Origin of the sequence: Rhodohalobacter sp. 8-1 (assembly GCF_038150125.1) — a bacterium.
In the GTDB taxonomy this organism is placed as follows: Bacteria; Bacteroidota; Rhodothermia; order Balneolales; family Balneolaceae; genus SW132.
In genome coordinates this window covers 18,218-33,538 of sequence record NZ_JBBVMF010000012.1, presented here as the reverse complement: position 1 = coordinate 33,538, position 15,321 = coordinate 18,218, and the positions used below count along the sequence as shown (strand labels likewise).

The window sequence follows — 15,321 nt, the reverse complement described above, 5'->3', positions numbered from 1 at the left end:
TTGCTGAGAACAGGAAATGAGCAGTATTTATTAAAATATATAGACGTCGATTCAACAACAAAATGAACCATAAAGAGTGGCTAATTCAAAGTAAAGATCTTTTAGACGCAGGACACTCAGGAACGTGCAACTCAATCTCTGCAATTTAGGGCCCTTACTTCGTCTCTAAACAATCCGGGCACTCTACCCACTCCTCGCTGGGAATGCGCTTAATTGCGCCAGGACTGCTGCCACGCTCAAATACCGGTTTGAACAGCATATTTCCTTCGTTTTGTTCGTTTCCACAGCTGTGACAACTCACTTCATGATCAGCTTTCACCGGCGTGTAGCCTTTAATAACCCACCCCTCCTGACCCGCATGCGAAGCCAGACTTTCCAGGGCTGCTCGCACTGTTTGCGATTTATTACCGCCGTAGTACTTGCCGGCAAGCTTTTCCAAGAGCATTACCGTGTCGTCATCGAGTGTAAAGTTGAGACGCTTCATTCTGCAGTCTCCTTTTGATGTTGACTTTCGGCCATTTTCTCCGCAACCGGATGGTGTTCATGCGAATGATTCTTGCACTGTCGATGGTGTCGATAGTTGAACCAGTGTCCCACAATCAAAATAACACTTCCAAAAAGCGTGACTACTGTTTCAAAAACATAACCAAAAAGCAGATGCCCCCCGAGCCAGCCAATCAGTACAATGATAAAACCTCCGGTTAAAAATGATACAATTTTTGGATCGTAGTGGCTCCGGCGGGATGCAAAGTAAACGATCGGAATGAGCGTGATAATAAATACAGGATGAGCCCAGTCATGCATCGCTGGCAGGAATGTCGTCACCGGCAGTAAAGAAATCAACACCGGGAAGAAAAGACAGTGGATCGCGCAAATGGTGGAAACTCCTACTCCGAACCGATCCCATAGCACTGAGGCTGTTGCAGATTTTTCAGTCAAAAGGAATGTAGTGAATGAATATTAAAGTGTGTATAAAAGTACACACTTTATTTGTGTGATTCAAGAAGCTGATTGGATGTTATTTACCAGAACCGTTTGACGAATATGAATCGGTGTCAGTGTCACTCGCTCCTGAATCTTCTTCTTCATGATCTATGCTGCCCTGTATATCATCTTCCCTCTCATCGGTATCATCTACTTTTCTTAACTTCTCTTCACTTTGTTCAGAGTCATTATCCTGATCAGTCAGAGCATTTTCGTCAGCGGATTCGCCTGACTCTGCCGACCGTTCTTCCTCGTAATACTCAATCATCTCTTTTGCATCTCCCTCTTCCAGTTCCATCTGCCGCTCCATCAGTAAGCGCCGGTGATCGGCCATATCATCATCTTTCAGAATTTCGTCGATTTCGCGCGGTTTTGGCAGCTCATCTACTGAATTAATTCCGAAGTGTTTCAGGAAATATTTTGTTGTTTTGTAAAGCAGCGGCTTCCCCGGTGAATCGGCCCGCCCTGAAACTTTTACCAGCATCTTTTCCAGTAGCTGACGCAGAATATAGCCCGAATCCACGCCGCGAATTTGGTCTACTTCCGGCTTGGTAATCGGCTGCCGATACGCTACAATGGCAAGCGTTTCAATGGCCGACTGCGATAATTTCCGGTATGCATTTTCGTGCTGAAAAATACTCAGCCATGGATGGTACCGGGGCTGCGTTACAAACGTAAATCCGCCGCCCGTTTCCTCAATCCTGAACGACAAATCGTTCTCTTCGTACCGCTCATTCAGCCGGGTCACGATTCTCTGAATTGTTTCATAATCAAGAGAAAGCTCTTCTTCATCCTTCTGAATAATTTCCGAAAGTTTTTCCCATGACAGCGGTTCCGGACTTGAAAATATCAGGGCTTCCACTACGGAGGTTAGTCGGGTACCATCTACAAATCGGTAATCAAGCATGATTCAGATAGATATTAGATAAAAGATAATTGATTATGGGAGTAAGAATTACCGAACAAGATAGAGGGGAATCAGCAAAACTAAAATTAACGCCGATAACAAATAACAGTGTCTTCACCGGTTCTGACCACACGATATCCAAACAGGTGAAAAATATCTTTAACCAGAAATTTTGCAACGGTCAGGTCAATTTTGAAGGCACGCTCGTTTACAACATAAACACCGGGCAGAAACCTCAGTAATTTATGGACAAAGCTTTTTCGCAAATAGGCCGACAGTTTTAGCCAGAATGGCGATACTTCGTTAATGATCAGAAATCCATCACGGCCCTTTTTTTGATAAAGCGGCATAAATATTCTGCCAGAGACCGGGGCCTCGATAACTTCCCCGTGTTCTTTTGCGAGCGGCGTTCCTTTTTTTATGATGTCAAAATTTTGGAACCCGCTCTTCATCTCAAACTTGGTGGGATCATTCACTATTTTGTGATAATTAACCTCGTAATAAGAATCTGGAACATTTGGGTGAATGTCGAGCTGATGTTCATAATATTCAACATCCGAATCGCTGAGCCGCCTGATTTCAAGCCAGTGCATGGCAAGCCATAAAAAAGCTTTACTGCGCTCAATTGAAGCCTCGTCTGTATGTGCTCCCGCCTCAAAGCCCAGCGACAAATGCCCGATATTATTGATATAGCTCAGTAACGTTCCATGAATGTTCTCTTCAAAACCCAGGATCTGCGGAACGGGAAATTTCCGTGCAAGTTCCCGGTTGGCAAGCGTATCATTAATCAGGATAAATGCGCAGCTTTCTGAAGATGTAGTGTGGAGATCTATAAAAATGAACCGGGACGCTTTCTCACGGTGCTTATCCAGAATCCATTCCACCGCCCGTTTAATTTCAAGACTTTCTTTATATTCAACTGTGTGATTGGCCGTGCCTGACGGGGAATATTGAGACCGATCAAACCCATTCTCCCACAGTCTGTTAAGATCTGTATCCACATACCGAACGCCGAGCTCAAGGGCCCTCATATTTCCGGTAATAGAATAGACAGATCCATTCAGATCGCTATTTGCTTCATCAAGATCAGAAGCCACAGAGTCTATCGCATGAATTCCTGCAGTTTCATTTCCGTGAATTCCTGCAAAAACTACCATAACAGGCCCTTCTTCTTTACCGGGCACACTCCAGCGAATTCGCTCTGTCCCCTGTATTATCACGTCCTGTGGTTCACTGTTTCGCATGTGAATTCTTTTTGATCTTACTCCAGATACTCTGCGTATCTTTATCAGTTATTATGCCAATTAATTTACCCTGTTCAATCACAGGCAGGCAGCTGATTCCTTCATCCAGCATAAGAAGCATGGCGTACCTAATATCAGCATCCGGCTTGATGGTTGTCGGATGTTGATCCATCACATCTGCGGCGGTTATCTGCCTGGCATCTTTCGAGCCTTCAAGATAACGATCCAATCGCTTTTTTGTAATGATACCTTTTAATTGTCCGTCGTTATCCTCAACAGGCAGATGACGTATATTTCTCCATTCCATGATTTTCAGGACCAATTCTACTATATAATCGCTAGTAACAGTAATCAAGTCGGTCGACATCACGTTGCTAACCACATCGTACTGAATATTTACGGATTCAATTTCCTGAAGCGATGCCAGTTTCCATTCATGCACCGGAACGCCAGACCGCCGTCGTTTATCCATAATTGCGGTCAGTGCAACGGATGCTTCTTCTCTATCCAGTGTTTCTTTCAGCCGCCTGAAACTGCCTACCATCCACCGCGCGCCTGTAGCTTTTTTATCGGCTCGTTCCCTGATAATATCAAGATAGTGTTCGATCTCTTTTTCATGAACACCCATCATCTCCAGCCCTTTACGCGACATCGGCAACAACACATCGAGAATCAGCTTTGTGGCAGACATCAACTTTCCATCCCAAACCATTCCGCTTTGAATGCCCCACATAGCCGCTTTGTAGAAATTTTCTTTGGCGTCATCAAAGTCATGAGCGTCCCAATTGCCCGCATACGAGTCGGGCATGTTTGCCATCAGGCCGGACCAAAATGCAAGATTTGCAATTTCATCTGCAGTGGTAGGCCCCGATGGCAGATACCGATTCTCAATTCTCAGGTGCGGCTTACCATCATTAACACCGTAACAGGGCCGGTTCCACTTGTAAATTGTTCCGTTATGAAGCTGTAACGCCTCAAGTTTTGGGATCTCTCCTGAAGCAAGCAGATCGAGAGAGTCGCGCTCAATTTCCATTAAAAAGAGAAGCGTGTGACGAGCAATATCATTTTTAAAGACATCACCAATATTTTTTATCCAGCGGTTCCCAAATGTCACCCTCTGCTCCCGCTCACGCAGATGATACCCTTTCCCCCTTGTATCAATACTTTGTTGAAACAGGGCAATTCGTGTTTCTGACCAAAGCTGTTTGCCAAGCAGAATGGGTGAATTTGCTGCGACCGACAACACCGGGCCAGCCAGCATTTGAGCCCAGTTATAAGAGTCCGCAAACCGATCGGGCTGAACCTGGTAGTGACACTGAAAGCTTGTGTTACACGCTTCAAACAGAATATTCTGGTGCGAAATCATGAGTTCATCCACCCCGGTAATATTCAGTTCAAAATCCTCACCCCGTAGCTCAAGGATAATTCGGCCGAGTTCTTCATATCGTTTGCGAGGTGTCATATATTTCCGCTGCACCGCCCGGTAATCAATACTTGGCAAAATGCCAGCCAGAATAATCTGCTCGTTGATAGTCGCGGCTGCATTCGACGCTTTTTCAAGAAGAGAGTCGAGTTTCGTGTGCATCTTCGAAAAGCTATCACCCGTCAGCGGAAGTGGATCAAGATTTATTTCAAGATTATACCGCGCAAGTTCGGGGGTAAAGTGGCTGTCATTCACTTTTTGGAGTACTTCCAGTGCGTTCAGCGACGGTTTAAAATGTTTATCAACGAGGCAAAATTCCTGTTCAGCCCCGATCCTTGTGATACCCGCTTCAAACAAACCACGCTCCATGATTTTTTCGATTGCTTCAACATCATGTAGCAGGTGCTTCAGAAACCTTTTTTTGGACTGCGGATCCCTCGCAATAGAGATGTCTTGCGTTCCCATATAGTGTCGTCCTTATTTCTAATTTTCCGATGGGGGTTGATGGAAGTGTTAGCCTTCTGCATCATTATGCAAACGTTTTAAAAGTCGTTTTGTGATTGTCATGTAGTTTTGTTCTGTAATAATACCAATAAGTCTGTTGTTTTTTACAACGGGAAGACAGCCAATTTTTTGAGAATCCATAATATCAACCGCTTCCAGGATTGATGCTTCCGGGTGGATTGTAATCGGGTTTCGGATCATCACATCATCAACCGATGTACTCGCCTCGCCCTGCCCGTGGATTATATTATTATATTCTCTGAACACCATTCTCATACTTACCAGGCCCACAAGATGTTTATTATCATCTTCAACGGGCACATAACGAATGCGGCGCCAGTCAATCAAATTGGCTACCAGTTCAATAATGTCATCTCGCTGAACGGTAAACAGGTCGGTGGTCATAAACTCCTCAACCAGCAGGCTCGATGGCTGCCACATCTCCATATCGCTTAGCTTAGCAAGTCCCCATTTATGCGCCGGTTCTCCTTTTTTCTGATTTTTGATCATCGCGTTCACAACGGCAGTAAGCGCTTGTTCCCGGGTGACTGACTTGCTGAGAGAGTTATAAGATTGAACCATCCAGTAGCTACCGGTTTGTGCTACCTCCGTTCTCTCTTCAATCACATCGAGATAGCTGGCGATGTCACCTTCGTCAATACCGGTCTTCTGCAAACCTTCACGGGCGAGCGGCAGAAGTTCTTTGCAGATTAAATCCACGGCCGAGTAACGCGAATCATTCACCCATTTGAACTTAGTATCGAGCCCGAGCTTTGATGCTGCAAAAAAGTTCATTTTTGCGTCATCAAAATCGAGGTTTTTTGTGATATCGTTGTACTCATTATCCATACCATTCAGCAGGCCAAGCCAAAATGCTGCATTAGCAATCTCATCGGTCACAGTTGGGCCAGAGGGAAACACACGGTTTTCAATCCGAAGATGCGGCTTTCCGTTGCTCACACCATAACAAGGCCTGTTCCATCGGTAAACGGTTCCATTATGAACCTGCAGTGCCATCAGTTTGGGAACTTCACCATTAGCCATCATGGCTTCAACATCTTCGTCAATTTCTGAGCTTAGTATCACCCTGTATCGCGCGATATCTTCCTGGTAAATCTCGAGAATACTCTTTTCCAGCCATTGGTTACCAAATGTAACTCTTGGGCTCGATTCCCGCAAATGATCCCCCACCTGGCGCGTATCCACCGATTGATGAAACAACGCAATGCGGGTCTCTTTCCACAAGCGCTTCCCAAACAGAAGCGGCGAGTTTACGGCACTGGCTAAAACCGGCCCGGTGATAGCCTGGGCCAGGTTATATTTTTGAACAAAATCATCGGGGTTAACCTGCAGGTGTACCTGAAACCCGGTATTGCATGCCTCAAGAAGCGGGGTATCAAATCTCATCAAAAGCTCATCAGCTCCCTGTATTCGCAAATCGTACTCCTCTCCCCGCAGTTTATTGATGGCATCACAAATAGCGCGGTAGCGGGGCAGTGGCGTCAGGTTTTCAATATCGAGATCGGATTTCCGTATAGTAGGCAGAACACCCGCGAGAGCCACATCTCCATCAAACTGCTTGATGGTTTCCCTGATGTACTCGAGTTTATCTTGAATATTAGTTTCCATTTGAGAGAGGCATTTCCCCTCAAAAAGCAGCGGGTCCAGGTTCGTCTCAAGATTAAATTTGGCGAGTTCTGTGGTGAAGCTTTTATCATTGAGAACCTCGAGAAGCTCCATGGCAATAGGTGCCGGTTTGGCGTTTCTATCGATAAGGCAAAGCTCTTGTTCTGCTCCAATCCGGATATTATCGATCTCAAACCAACCCTCTTTCAGCATACGCCCCATCGCCCGTACATCACGAAGCAAATATTTGAGGAACTTTTGCGACTGTTCTTTCGACTCAGGTACCTTAACACGCTCTTCGCCCATAGAAAAATTATTAAATGAAGGAATGCTTTAATAATTAAATATTTGGGCCTTAAAGCAAGTCTTATTTTAACAGCACACTTTCACGTTTCAATCTGCGCACCTTTTGCTGCAAATCAGATAATCGTTTAGACTTACTTCCCGAATTTTCTCTTGATCATATTCTCAATAAAATCGGCAATTTCTTCAGGAGTCTTATTCTTTAACTCTTTTTGGGGGATAAGGTTGAGGGCACCCGGAAGAGAATCTATCGCAGCGCCAATCCGTTGAAAACGTTCTTCAAGGTTCGCAGCGTCCCCGCTTTCCCAATACCTACCATCATCACGAACTTCCAGGTCAGATACATATTTTGACTTCACAAATCTCAGTAGTTTGATGATTGAAATATGTATATCTGTTGAAGCAAACTGAGTTTTTGTGCTCAGCCATATGCCGTCCGAATCAAAGTCCTTTTCAGCCATAATTACCATATTCATGCTGCTCGCCATAGTTCCATCCCTGCAAAAAGTCAGGAACAATGGCTCGCAATTCGGATCAGGAAATAGTGAAATTCCCCGAATGGGAATATGGCCCGAGAGTGCTAATCCATCTTTATTTTTTTCAAGGGCGGCACTATTTGGCAAATTCCAATTCTCCTTCCACTGACGTGAATCCCACTGCAGAATATCTGCATACTCCTTGATCTCTGTGCTCAATTGAGCTACATCATTAATTCTGTCAATCTTCCCTCTATAGTGTATTGTAATACCCATATCGGTCTCCGGATTTTACGTGTTGATGTACATTAGCAAATCATTATAATTTCAAGGATAATGAAAAGTAATTTATTATGATATAATAATTTCAATGATATTTAAATCAGCATACATTTTATGATAGGGTTTTGCATTACTACCCGTCTGTAAGCTGCTTGAGCTGACTGACGGGTTAGGGCACCTATCAGCCGGCCCCAAAAGGTATTCCTTCGGAACTAAACCAGCCGACAGAGGAGTTTGCAAAGCATTCTATGAACGTTTTGCCTTGATACTCAACGGATTAATGAAGGTATCACATCTTAACTCAGAGCTTTACCAACCACTAAAATTTACAGACCCCATCATACACCTAATTAATAAAAAATGATCTCCTCTAAATCTATCAGTATTTTAATATTCTCAATTCTTAGTGTCGTTCTTTTTATTGCGCCAGAATCAGTAGCAGCCCAGGAATCAGAAACCTACCGCATCGAGACTGTTGACGGCAATGTATTTATCGGAGATTTAATATCAGAGACCAATGAAGATGTCACTATCCTAACCGACTCTGCCGGCGATATTACAATCAGCCGGGAAAATATCAAAGAAATGACGCTGCTTGATCGAGACAGAATGCGAGACAACCAATACTGGCACGAAAATCCACAAAGCACTCGCTACCTGTTTGCGCCGAATGCACTTGGCATAAAAAAAGGACAGGGATACTATCAAAACACATGGATCTTATTTAATAACGTCAACTACGGGATAACAAATAACTTTTCATTAGGAGCCGGTACCGTCCCCCTGTTTCTGTTCGGATCACCCGTTACTCCCTTTTGGATTATGCCAAAACTATCAATTCCCCTCGCCAATGATTTAGTTCATTTGTCGGCTGGCGCACTTGTTGGCGGAGTGATCGGTGAAGATGGCGGAAGTGGTGGACTGCTATATGGAACTGGCACAGTCGGAAACGCCGATAAAAACGCCACCATAGGACTCGGATACGCCTATGGAGAAGGCGAAATATCAAGCACGCCGGTTGTTAATATCAGCGGCATGTACCGCACAGGAAAGAGTATTTTTCTAATCAGTGAAAACTATTTTGTGCCGAATACAGGCGCCGGCGGAATGGTCTCATTCGGGGTACGCTGGGCGCCTGAAAATTTCGCCGTGGATTTCGCTCTGCTTCGTCCGCTTGAAGATCTCGGCTTCTTTGTAGGAATTCCCTGGCTTGGGATAACAATCCCATTCGGGAGATAAGTTTATTTCAGCACCGTAAACCGACGTGTAAGTTGCTGGTTTTCTGTTTGAAGTATGTACATATACACGCCGCTTGAAAGCGTTGATGCATCAAATGCAACTGAGTGCTTACCTGCCTGTACCCGTTCATTCAGAACGGATTGAAGTTTCCGGCCAAGCATATCGTAAACTGCAATCTCGGCAAAAGATGCTTCCGGTAGTGAAAATGAAATTGTGGTCGTTGGGTTAAATGGATTCGGATAGTTTTGATGCAGCTCAATTCTGTCAGGCCGCTCAGCAAAAATATCTGTAGAAGTAGTCTCAGCGGTATATTCAATTCTCAATATTGGCCGATCTCCTTCATTGGGATTATGCCGGCTGCTGAACCGTTTTGCTGTTGTTGTTTCTGATTCATCTCCAATTAAAATCAAGCCGAAATTATCCTCCGGAGATTCCAGCCATTTTTGAATAAGAGACACAAATTCAGGTGTTGAGGCCCAGGTATAGCTTCCATTTGCGTCTACATCAGCCGAGCTTATAACCGTATCGTTAAAATCGCCCCCCGTACTGCTCCAGTTTTGATCAGGATAGAGAGTATGAACCCATGTTGCATCACCCGGTGTAGCCTCCGCTCCAGCGCCTTCTTGTCCGATTGCGTCAGAACTTCCTTCTCCCCATGCTGTTAACACCTCATGGGGGGTCATGTTTTTCGTGCCGGCAATTGTCATGTTCATCACAAGCTTCAGCTCTGCACTTTCAATCTGAGAACCTTCAGGAATTTCTGACAAATCAAACTGTAGTAGTGCCCTTCTGATATCTCCGTTTTTTGTGACTCCTGCGAAAATATAATCACCTGTCCCATTACACAGATCTCCTTCCGCAGATTCGTAAAGCGTATTATTTTTTGAGGGTGTAAGTTCAGTAACATTTTGAGCCATTATCGTTCCTGAGGACAGTATTAAGACCATCAGGCAGGCTATAGACTGTAATATTGATTTCATATCTTTTGATTTTATTTTTTTGAGATTTTCCAACTCTCACGTGTTTCATATAATCAATTAACAGAACATTGAGACAATAATCATCAAAAGTCTCTAACAATCTGTCTTGCTTTTTGCTTAGGGCATCTATCTATTAGAAAAACTGAATTAATCTCTATTCCACAGCATCCACGTCTACATTGATTCTTACTTTGCTTGAGCCTTTAGGTTTCATTCGGCCATACTGATCAAAAATACCGTCCAAAATACGCTCCATATTGTGGGCGTTAAAATTGCGGCTTAGCTTGATGTTTGCCTCCCAGCGGTACTGGCCGTTCATCCATTCAATGACCGACGGCGACGGGCCCGATACTGTCTCTTCACCAATCACGAGCCGAATGGCATCGCAAAACGTCTCCGCAATCTGCTGAACACTGCTCCACGAAGGGCTTTTGAACTGAAATACCACAAGCCGGGAGAATGGTGGAAACATAAGCATATTCCGTTCGGCCATTTCATGCCGGGCAAAGGCTTTGAAATCGTGTGTTTTTGCGCACTTGATAGCAGGGTGCTCCGGTTTCCAGGTTTGAACATACACAACGCCCGGTTTCTCTGCACGCCCGGCCCGCCCCGCTACCTGGCTAAGTAACTGATACATCCTCTCCCCAGATCGAAAGGACGGAAATGCCAGTTCCGTATCGGCATTAATCACGCCTACAATAGTCACGTTTGGAAAATCGAGGCCTTTGGCTACAATTTGTGTTCCAATCAAAATATCTGCCTCACCTGACAGAAACGTCCTGTAAATTTTTTGATGCCCGTGCTTTCCGGATGTCGTATCCCGATCCATTCTCAGCAGTCGCGCATCAGGAAACAGTTCGGCGATTTCTTCCTCCACTTGCTGAGTGCCGCTCCCTTTCGTTTTCAGGTTTTCTGACCCACAGAGTTCACACCTCGTGTCGGCCCGCCGCGAATACCCGCTGTAATGGCAGAGTAATATATTTTTCTTTTTGTGATAGGTCAGGCTCGTTGAACTTTCCGGACTCTGCGGTATGTGGCCGCAATCTTCGCACTGCAAGTATGATGCGTATCCACGTCGGTTAAAGAGCAAAATAGCCTGTTCCTTTCGCTCAAGGCACTTTTCAATCTCTTGATGTAGTTCAACTGTGAGCGGCCCCCGCATGGCTGATTTATACTCAATCATATTCAGAATCTTCACCTCCGGCATTGACCCAGTAGGGCGTAGCGGCAGGTGCAGAAGATCATGCTTACCCTCTTTCACCGCTTTTACGGATACCATACCGGGCGTGGCCGATCCAAGAACGGCAACTGCGCCCTCCATATGTGCCCGCATCACAGCTACATCCCGGGCGTTGTATCTTGGCGCCGGATCGTATTGCTTGTACGAGGTGTCGTGTTCTTCATCTACCACAATGAGTCCCACATCCTGTACCGGGGCAAATACCGCCGACCTCGGCCCAATCGCAATTCTCTTCTCGCCTGACCTCAGGCTCTTCCACGCTTCAAACCGCTCACGTTCGCTCATTCGGCTGTGTAAAACAGCAATCTGGTCACCAAAGATCTGGAAAAACCGCTGAACTGTTTGTGGAGTGAGTGCAATTTCAGGTACCAGAACAAGCCCACCCCGGCCTTGCTCAAGCGCGTATTTCAAAGCGTGAATATAGACCTCTGTTTTGCCGGAACCGGTCACGCCAAACAGGAGAAAACTTTTAAACTCCCGGGCTTCCAATGTCGCTTTTATCTGTTCAAAAGCATCCTGCTGCTGGCCAGAGAGCGTTTTAATGAGCTCGGGTTGATGAATCCCTTTGTAATCTTCAGGTCCCTTTACGGGTAAATCTTTTGATACAATCCATCCCTCCTTTTCAATCCGTTTGAGCGTGTAGGGAGTAAACAGCCCTTCATCCAATAACTCGCGATGCGGCAGCGGCAGGTCCATTTCAGAAAGTTCAAGAAAAGCCTGAACCCACTTATTGTTCCTGTCCGATTCCGATAACTCTGCTTTAATTTCTTCCGGGTTTACAGAGTCAGGAATAGTCCAGTGTTTTATCTTTTTGTAATCGACTCGCTGGCGTGGCTTCTCCCAAACCGTCACCCATTCTTTTTTTATCAATTTCTTAAGACGCTTCCTCTCAATCCCTTCCCGCCATCTTTTTTCTGCAGCCTTTTGAGTGTAGCGGTTCTGTTCTATTTCATCGAGCATTTCCAGGTCCCTGGAATCGGGATCACCCTTGTAGCCCTTTTTCACCTGGAGTACTTTTTCCGATGAAAAATTCAACCCCACGGGAAGGGCCGCCTGGATGGCCTCTCCCCAACTGCAATAATAGAACCTGTGAATCCATTCCGTGAGCTGCAGCATTCCGGGTGTCATGATGGGATCACTGTCGAGCACCCGCTCAATAGAACGCGTTTTAAAGGAGGGTTTTTCGGTGTGAACATTCACTACCATTCCTATTGCGAACTCTTTGCGCAATGGCACCCAAACTCTCATTCCGGGCTGAATGGTTTCATATCGGGTTTCGTAGGTAAACACTTGTCGGACAGCGGTGGGAAAAGCAATGTCGGCATATGTGATTGGCATGCCCGAAACTAAAGAATCTCAAACTGAAATGGAATAAAAGTCCTGCAGTACACCCGGCGACTCAATTGTTTTACTTCTTTACATAAAGAAAGCCGCGTTTTAGAAACGCGGCTCTATCTAAATCCTAAAATTAATGTCAATTTATTCTTGCCGAACGCATTCATCCTGCTTGATGGGTTTCTTTTGGCAGGGATCAATTGCTGAGGCTCCGCATTCAGGGCATTTTACTGGCTTGTCCATGGTTTCTCCGTATTTGATTCGTGTTCATTTATCTAACGAAATAGCCCATCACATAAGTTTCTCCACGCGACCGATTTAAATTTGGTCTAAATAACGTATCTTAATGTGGCAATTGATCATCTATTAAACTCACGATAACGCATTCGTTAAATAAAGAGATTCCCATCCAACTTTACGGCAAATCTTTTTATCTTCTTTGTCTTGATTTATGCTTACAAAACGAATTATACCTTGCTTAGATATTAAAGACGGCCGAACCGTAAAAGGGGTGAACTTTGTCGGTTTGCGTGATGCAGGCGATCCAGTGGAACTTGCGCAGCGATATACAGAAGAAGGAGCCGACGAGCTTGTATTCCTTGACATTACCGCCACAAAGGAGAAACGGAAAACACTGGTTGCTTTGGTTAAAGACATTGCCGCGCATATTAACATCCCATTTACTGTTGGCGGTGGTATTAAAACCGTTGATGAAATTGAAGATATTTTAAAAGCCGGGGCCGATAAAGTCTCTCTGAACAGCGCAATCGTTCGCGATCCCGATCTTATTACGCGGGCATCTGATGCATTCGGATCTCAGGCTATTGTGGCTGCTGTGGATGCAAAACGGGCCGATGATCACTGGGAAGTCTACATCAGCGGCGGCTCCAAACCGACCGGCCTCGACGCTATCGAGTGGATTCAAAAAACAGAGCAGCTTGGAGCAGGTGAAATTCTGCTGACCAGCATGGACCGCGATGGCACGAAATCAGGATTTGACCTGGATCTGCTCAAAGAGGTTAACGAAAAAATTACAATCCCTGTTATTGCAAGCGGCGGCGCCGGCACCAAGCAGCACTGCTGTGATGCCGTAACCATCGGAAAAGCAGACGCGGTTCTGGCCGCCAGTATTTTTCACTTCAGGGAAATTGAAATCAACGAATTAAAAAAGAAAATGCAGGAAGAAGGCATTGACGTGCGAATTCTTCACAACTCAACTGACTAAAAAATATGGATACCAAAGAAGAAATTGAATTTTTGTACGACCTCGAACGACTGCTCATCAGCCGTAAAGAGGAGATGCCAAAAGGCTCCTATTCATCAAAACTGTTCAAAAAAGGAATTGATAAAATTGCTCAGAAACTGGGCGAGGAAGCTGTAGAAACGGTCATCGCCTCTAAAAACAAGAAGCAGTCTGAGGTCATTAATGAATCAGCCGACCTGATATATCACCTGCTGGTTCTTCTTGTTGAGCGTGGAATCCCGCTCGATACCGTGATTCAGGAGATGATGCTGCGGAGTAAGAAATAGATTGACTGTACAGACTCGGTAAAAGAGAAATCTCTGAGTCTGACTTGTTTCGTGTTAGGTCCTGATATTTCACTCCATTGAAACCGCATATTTAACAATCTTGCGCAGTCCCATGTCGTTTTCTTCCGATGAATACAGGTATCCATTCTTAATATCCTGAATGGTTTTTTCCCTGTTCCATCGTACTGTGCAAAGGAGTTCTCCTGTTTCTGAGAGTACATGAAGAACAGTATTTTCTGAGTCGTCCACCAGCCGTTCAATCCAGATCCGGGCTTCCTTATCTACCGTAAATGTATTCCATGACGGCCAGGTGTCCGGCATGTCGTCATTTCGTACCATACTAAACCACTCTTCGTCGCGGTCATCATACATTTCCAGTACTTCTCCTCTTTCAAGTGGCATGTTTTGATAGGGATAATAAATAGCTCTTTAGTACTCACCATTTTCATCATATAAGCTTAATAGAAAATGTTCGTTCCAAACGTGTATGAGTTGGTTATTCTGAAAGGAGATAACGCTGGACCGTTTGTAGGGAACGCTCATCACCCTCATGCTGCCGCCTTCCCGATGCACGAGGGCCTCGGAAGCATCAAATGAGAACAGGCTTTCTGTTGAGAGCGAATCGCCGTTCCAGCCAAGTTTCAGACCACCAGTCGGTCTGCGGCTGTCATCAGTCACCCCGGCGCTGAATCCGCTGCCAACTAAAATTAAATACTCATCATTATCTGTCAGGTGAAAATCCTGAGGGTATCGAAAGTTCTCACCTTCTGTTTGTTTAATCGCAAGAGAGGCTTCTCCCGCCACTTCGAAGGTCTCAAGATCATAGCGGGTGATTCGATTTAGCCCGCGATCCATCAGGTGTAAAAATTGATCGCCAGTTCGCATAGTACCGATCTGCCTGTATTCTCCCGGCCCTTCACCTTCGCGTCCAATGGGGCGGTTGTAACTACCGTCAGCATTGTAGAGATGGAGCTGTGTTTGATGAAAATCGGCCAGAATTACCCGGCCATCTTTATCCGTAACGGATCGGAGAAAACCACCAAGAAACAGTTCATCGGTATCTCCGAAACTTACTTCCTTTGTGAGAGTCAACTCCATCTCAGGCTCACTATCAGCCAAAAAAACAGACACATTCTCAAGCGCCGCCACTTCTTCAGGAAGATCAATCTCCGGTTCCGACGAACACCCTAAAATCACAAATACCAACGCACTAACACACAATCTAACCATAACACCCATATTATTAAT

The 15,321-nt window shown here is 45.2% G+C and carries 14 protein-coding genes; 3 read left to right on the top strand and 11 right to left on the bottom strand.

The genetic code is table 11. The annotated features are described in order from the left end of the window. Positions 1 to 154: 154 nt before the first annotated feature. The 7 genes from AABW11_RS12885 to AABW11_RS12855 all read right to left on the bottom strand — a co-directional run bounded on the left by AABW11_RS12885 (position 155) and on the right by AABW11_RS12855 (position 7,743). Positions 155 to 484, bottom strand: a complete 330-nt coding sequence (locus tag AABW11_RS12885) for a hypothetical protein (RefSeq protein WP_340105521.1) — start codon at positions 482 to 484, stop codon at positions 155 to 157. Next, positions 481 to 939, bottom strand: coding sequence for a MerC domain-containing protein (locus AABW11_RS12880; RefSeq protein ID WP_340105520.1), 459 nt, complete (start codon positions 937 to 939; stop codon positions 481 to 483). Before AABW11_RS12880 ends, AABW11_RS12885 begins: the two co-directional genes overlap by 4 nt. A gap of 79 nt (positions 940 to 1,018) precedes the next feature. Further along, the gene (gene scpB, locus AABW11_RS12875) at positions 1,019 to 1,891 is read right to left on the bottom strand and encodes an SMC-Scp complex subunit ScpB (protein WP_340105519.1); all 873 of its coding nucleotides are present in this window, start codon (positions 1,889 to 1,891) and stop codon (positions 1,019 to 1,021) included. Between the two features lie 86 nt (positions 1,892 to 1,977). Next, a complete protein-coding gene (locus AABW11_RS12870; protein WP_340105518.1) occupies positions 1,978 to 3,135 on the bottom strand; it encodes a succinylglutamate desuccinylase/aspartoacylase family protein in 1,158 nt (385 codons plus the stop codon). Beyond that, positions 3,122 to 5,023, bottom strand: coding sequence for a CBS domain-containing protein (locus AABW11_RS12865; protein WP_340105517.1), 1,902 nt, complete (start codon positions 5,021 to 5,023; stop codon positions 3,122 to 3,124). Before AABW11_RS12865 ends, AABW11_RS12870 begins: the two co-directional genes overlap by 14 nt. Positions 5,024 to 5,071: 48 nt before the next feature. Continuing rightward, complete coding sequence (locus AABW11_RS12860; RefSeq protein WP_340105516.1) at positions 5,072 to 6,994, bottom strand: CBS domain-containing protein; 1,923 nt, start codon at positions 6,992 to 6,994, stop codon at positions 5,072 to 5,074. Between the two features lie 131 nt (positions 6,995 to 7,125). Further along, the gene (locus AABW11_RS12855) at positions 7,126 to 7,743 is read right to left on the bottom strand and encodes a hypothetical protein (RefSeq protein WP_340105515.1); all 618 of its coding nucleotides are present in this window, start codon (positions 7,741 to 7,743) and stop codon (positions 7,126 to 7,128) included. Between the two features lie 366 nt (positions 7,744 to 8,109). Between AABW11_RS12855 and AABW11_RS12850 the strand changes: the two genes are divergently transcribed. Further along, positions 8,110 to 8,988 (top strand): hypothetical protein, encoded by an 879-nt coding sequence (locus AABW11_RS12850; RefSeq protein WP_340105514.1) that lies wholly within the window; start codon positions 8,110 to 8,112, stop codon positions 8,986 to 8,988. Positions 8,989 to 8,990: 2 nt separating this feature from the next. Here the strand turns inward: AABW11_RS12850 and AABW11_RS12845 are convergent, their stop codons facing one another. Continuing rightward, the gene (locus AABW11_RS12845; RefSeq protein WP_340105513.1) at positions 8,991 to 9,968 is read right to left on the bottom strand and encodes a DNRLRE domain-containing protein; all 978 of its coding nucleotides are present in this window, start codon (positions 9,966 to 9,968) and stop codon (positions 8,991 to 8,993) included. Positions 9,969 to 10,122: 154 nt separating this feature from the next. Then, the gene (gene priA / locus AABW11_RS12840) at positions 10,123 to 12,546 is read right to left on the bottom strand and encodes a replication restart helicase PriA (RefSeq protein WP_340105512.1); all 2,424 of its coding nucleotides are present in this window, start codon (positions 12,544 to 12,546) and stop codon (positions 10,123 to 10,125) included. Positions 12,547 to 12,994: 448 nt separating this feature from the next. Between priA and hisF the strand changes: the two genes are divergently transcribed. Together hisF and hisE are read left to right on the top strand one after the other, a co-directional pair. Next, positions 12,995 to 13,768 carry an imidazole glycerol phosphate synthase subunit HisF gene (gene hisF, locus AABW11_RS12835; protein WP_340105511.1) on the top strand — a complete coding sequence of 258 codons (774 nt, stop codon included), beginning with the start codon at positions 12,995 to 12,997 and terminating at the stop codon, positions 13,766 to 13,768. Positions 13,769 to 13,773: 5 nt separating this feature from the next. Next, the gene (gene hisE / locus AABW11_RS12830; protein ID WP_340105510.1) at positions 13,774 to 14,073 is read left to right on the top strand and encodes a phosphoribosyl-ATP diphosphatase; all 300 of its coding nucleotides are present in this window, start codon (positions 13,774 to 13,776) and stop codon (positions 14,071 to 14,073) included. Between the two features lie 69 nt (positions 14,074 to 14,142). Here hisE and AABW11_RS12825 read toward each other — a convergent pair whose 3' ends face one another. Next, on the bottom strand, positions 14,143 to 14,475 hold the full coding sequence (locus AABW11_RS12825) for a hypothetical protein (RefSeq protein WP_340105509.1): 333 nt from the start codon (positions 14,473 to 14,475) through the stop codon (positions 14,143 to 14,145). A gap of 27 nt (positions 14,476 to 14,502) precedes the next feature. Next, positions 14,503 to 15,303: a 6-bladed beta-propeller gene (locus tag AABW11_RS12820; RefSeq protein ID WP_340105508.1), complete on the bottom strand. Its 801-nt coding sequence runs from the start codon at positions 15,301 to 15,303 to the stop codon at positions 14,503 to 14,505. Positions 15,304 to 15,321: the final 18 nt, after the last annotated feature.

Bases quoted from the DNA above. Each gene is read 5' to 3' on its own strand.
- AABW11_RS12885 (WP_340105521.1), bottom strand. From the start codon at position 484: ATGAAGCGTCTCAACTTTACACTCGATGACGACACGGTAATGCTCTTG.
- scpB (WP_340105519.1), bottom strand. From the start codon at position 1,891: ATGCTTGATTACCGATTTGTAGATGGTACCCGACTAACCTCCGTAGTG.
- AABW11_RS12870 (WP_340105518.1), bottom strand. From the start codon at position 3,135: ATGCGAAACAGTGAACCACAGGACGTGATAATACAGGGGACAGAGCGA.
- AABW11_RS12865 (WP_340105517.1), bottom strand. From the start codon at position 5,023: ATGGGAACGCAAGACATCTCTATTGCGAGGGATCCGCAGTCCAAAAAA.
- AABW11_RS12860 (WP_340105516.1), bottom strand. From the start codon at position 6,994: ATGGGCGAAGAGCGTGTTAAGGTACCTGAGTCGAAAGAACAGTCGCAA.
- AABW11_RS12855 (WP_340105515.1), bottom strand. From the start codon at position 7,743: ATGGGTATTACAATACACTATAGAGGGAAGATTGACAGAATTAATGAT.
- AABW11_RS12850 (WP_340105514.1), top strand. From the start codon at position 8,110: ATGATCTCCTCTAAATCTATCAGTATTTTAATATTCTCAATTCTTAGT.
- AABW11_RS12845 (WP_340105513.1), bottom strand. From the start codon at position 9,968: ATGAAATCAATATTACAGTCTATAGCCTGCCTGATGGTCTTAATACTG.
- priA (WP_340105512.1), bottom strand. From the start codon at position 12,546: ATGCCAATCACATATGCCGACATTGCTTTTCCCACCGCTGTCCGACAA.
- hisF (WP_340105511.1), top strand. From the start codon at position 12,995: ATGCTTACAAAACGAATTATACCTTGCTTAGATATTAAAGACGGCCGA.
- hisE (WP_340105510.1), top strand. From the start codon at position 13,774: ATGGATACCAAAGAAGAAATTGAATTTTTGTACGACCTCGAACGACTG.
- AABW11_RS12825 (WP_340105509.1), bottom strand. From the start codon at position 14,475: ATGCCACTTGAAAGAGGAGAAGTACTGGAAATGTATGATGACCGCGAC.
- AABW11_RS12820 (WP_340105508.1), bottom strand. From the start codon at position 15,303: ATGGTTAGATTGTGTGTTAGTGCGTTGGTATTTGTGATTTTAGGGTGT.